The following is a 2,903-nucleotide window of genomic DNA, read 5'->3' as shown; positions in this document are numbered from 1 at the left end:
GCGGCCACCGAAGTGGTCAGCTCCTGGGCGCGATCAGTGTTCGTGCTGAGCGTGCTGGCCGAAGCTTCCAGCTCGGTCGAAGCCGACGACACGGTCTCGACGATTTCGCCGACCGACGATTCAAAGCGCCTTGTGGCTTCATCGACGCGCTGACCGCGCGCGATCTTCTCTTGGGCTTCCTTGGCCGCGGCGGCATCGGCCGCTTCCTTGGCAATCAGCGCTTCTTTGAAGATCTGCAGCGCGTCAGCCATCATGCCGATTTCGGTCTTCTGGCCACGATGCGGCACGTCGGCGCTGAGGTCGCCATGGGTAAAGTCCTGCATCGGCTTTACGATCGAGGCGATGCTGCGCGTCACGTCTCGGATCACGACCACGCTGGCGCCGACGCCGACCACCACCGAGGCGGCCAGAATGCCGAACACGATAAAGAAGGCAGAGCTATAAGTGGAAGCCGCCGCCGCCATCGCGACTTCGGCACCGTGATTATTGAAGTCGATGTCTTGACGCAGCAGCTTGTCGACCTGCTGATTGATCGGCGCCATCACGTTGGAGAGATGATCCGACGCTTCAGTCGGGAATTTGCCGATGCTCTTGCGCGACATCGCCATGACCTTGGCGGCCTCGGCAGCGTAGCGATCCCATTCCCGGCGCCACTCTTCATAGAGCTTGCGCTCTTCCGCCAGCGTGATGGTCTGCGCGTAAGCGCTTTCCGCTTGCTTGAGGTCGGCCACGATCGCAGCGAGGCTCTTCTCGACATCGGCCTTGCCCTGCTCGGTGTCGGCAATCAAATGGGCACGCAGAGTGTTGCGATAGAGCGCGGTCTCGGTCCGCATGTTGCCCAGTTCGCGGGTCGCGGGCAGCCAGTTGGACGCGATATCGACTGTGCTGAAATTCAACGTCTGCATCTTGAACAGACTGATCGCGCCAAGTGCCGCGATCGAGAACAACATGATGGACACGAGCGTCGTTATCTTCGCCCGCACCGAAAGTTGTGAAAACATGATGTGCAACCCCTGAACTATGCGTGTCCGCAACCTTTCGAGGAGCCGTCAACGGCGGGCACTCCGCTGCCTGCTCCTGGCATTCGTTCGACAACCGAACGACGCGCCGGTCGAAAGATCGAACTCCGCATGCAGGTCGGATGGGATCATTTCGACAGAGGAATTTTCATAATATAGAGAGCCTTTCGATCGGTTAATCGCGATGCACTTTGCTTAGTTCGAAGGCATATTCCCCCTCACCTCTGGTTGTAAATCGTGCCGGCGGCCGATGAATGATGGTCATCATATTCACCAAGCGAACAGATCCTGCGCGTTGGACACTGCTTGAGCAATGCTGATCTGCTTTTTTGGCAGTGAGCTCGATCGATTGCTCTCCGCTCTGCGCGAGCCCAATCACAACCCTTGGTTCACAAACGCAAAACGCTCGCCATGAGCGCGCGTCGCGTAGCTGCGTCGAACGCGCTGCAATGTCGGTCGTCAGATGAGGTCAGGCACTGCGCTCGCGTCGCTCGCGCCCGATCGCGTCGGCGATCGCCAGCGCCAACTGCGCGATCTCTTCGGTCAGGACGTCAGCTTCCACGATTTTGGCGCGCGCCGATCGCAACGTCGTCGCCTGCTCCGCGTCACGCAACCCCTGCCCCAATATGCCGAGCAGGATCGTCAGGCTGTTGGTCAGAATCAGCGATGTGTCGGCTGATTTGTTGGGCTTGAAGCGCGTATCAACCACGACCCATGCTCCGCAAGGTGGATTGATGTTGGGGAAATGACAGCATCGAACGCGGCACTTGAGTTGACGACCGTCAACTTCACGGTCCGGCCCACTCCTAGACTGGCAACCTCGCCTGACTGTGATCTGCAGCAGCGTTGCGGTGCCAGCGCAGCCATCAGGATCGCAGCCCTGCAGCGCACAGCAGGCTCATGGTGTTGATCGGCCTGCTTTGTGGAGTACTGTCATGCCGTGCTTTATGATCGACGACGCAATCATTCAGAACACTGCAGGGCACAGCGGCGGCTATCCGGCCGGCGTTCCAAAGATGTACACGTGGTATCGCGGCGCCACCAAGCATCGCACCGGCGGCGGGCCGCCGCCGCATTTCACTGCAGTCACTGGATGGGGCTCGATCTATCGTGAGGCGCGTAGCGCCGATCAGCCGGAAACCGACCAATCGGTCGATCTCGCCAACGCTAAGACCTACGTCCATATCAAGGACACCAAGGAATGGCGGCAGGTGCAGGACCAGGCCAGCAACCAGATAGCCGGCGGCCATTTCGTGTCGAACTTGGCCAACAATGAATCGCTGCCGATGAAAGTCAAAGACCGCGGCGAAGGTGGCATCACGCTCAGCGGTCCGCCGACGGGCTACAACAATCACTTCTGGCCGGTGATGCGTGGCACGTTTGATGCCGGCACCGTCGATGCCGCCTATTTCCAGATCGACATCAGGGTGAACCAGCGCGAGCCGCAGCTGATCGCCCATGTCGGCGTCGACTGGTGGCTCGATGATCAGGCCGAGTTCGTGCAGGGGTTTCACAACAACCCGACCGCCGGCGCCAGCAATTGGATCAATCTCACCGAGAAATGGTCGACCCTGAAGTTTTTCTCGGGCGATCCGGAGCAGCTGCGGCTCAATCCGCCGCCGCCATTGGTGCCGGATGCGGTCACGACCATGTCGAACTGCGCGCCCTCGCGCGCCGACAAGGGCTAGGCTCGTGCGGTTCTGATCGGATCAGAACCGCAGCTCTCAATTTCGATGAGGACGCTCAGCGCCCGTCGGGAGTGCGGACGCCGATCCAGCTGTCGCGCACCTGATGATAATGCACGCTCGGGTCATAGACCGTGGTGCTCAGCTTCAGCACCTGCGGCGACAGCCGGCCGACCGCGCTCAGCACCGAATACGACGC

General features: G+C 60.3%; 3 protein-coding genes and 1 pseudogene. 1 reads left to right on the top strand and 3 read right to left on the bottom strand.

The window, feature by feature from the left end; translation table 11 throughout:
• Both BJ122_RS18845 and BJ122_RS18840 read right to left on the bottom strand, forming a co-directional pair.
• The coding region (locus BJ122_RS18845) for an MCP four helix bundle domain-containing protein (RefSeq protein WP_245407800.1) at positions 1-950 on the bottom strand (950 nt) is incomplete at its 3' end.
• A 538-nt stretch (positions 951-1,488) separates the two neighbouring features.
• On the bottom strand, positions 1,489-1,728 hold the full coding sequence (locus BJ122_RS18840) for a hypothetical protein (protein WP_110782814.1): 240 nt from the start codon (positions 1,726-1,728) through the stop codon (positions 1,489-1,491).
• Between the two features lie 226 nt (positions 1,729-1,954).
• Here BJ122_RS18840 and BJ122_RS18835 point away from each other — a divergent pair, with 226 nt between their 5' ends.
• Positions 1,955-2,707 (top strand): hypothetical protein, encoded by a 753-nt coding sequence (locus BJ122_RS18835; RefSeq protein ID WP_146227226.1) that lies wholly within the window; start codon positions 1,955-1,957, stop codon positions 2,705-2,707.
• A 55-nt stretch (positions 2,708-2,762) separates the two neighbouring features.
• Here the strand turns inward: BJ122_RS18835 and BJ122_RS19735 are convergent.
• Positions 2,763-2,903: pseudogene (locus BJ122_RS19735) on the bottom strand (TolC family outer membrane protein); the annotation flags it as partial.

The organism is Rhodopseudomonas faecalis (assembly GCF_003217325.1).
GTDB classification, from domain to species: domain Bacteria; phylum Pseudomonadota; class Alphaproteobacteria; order Rhizobiales; family Xanthobacteraceae; genus Rhodopseudomonas; species Rhodopseudomonas faecalis.
The sequence above is the reverse complement of the archived record's forward strand: the minus strand, read 5'-3'. Positions and strand labels throughout refer to the sequence as shown.

What these genes read in the sequence shown, in the direction of transcription:
- BJ122_RS18835 (WP_146227226.1), top strand. Translation starts at nt 1,955, where the DNA reads ATGCCGTGCTTTATGATCGACGACGCAATCATTCAGAACACTGCAGGG.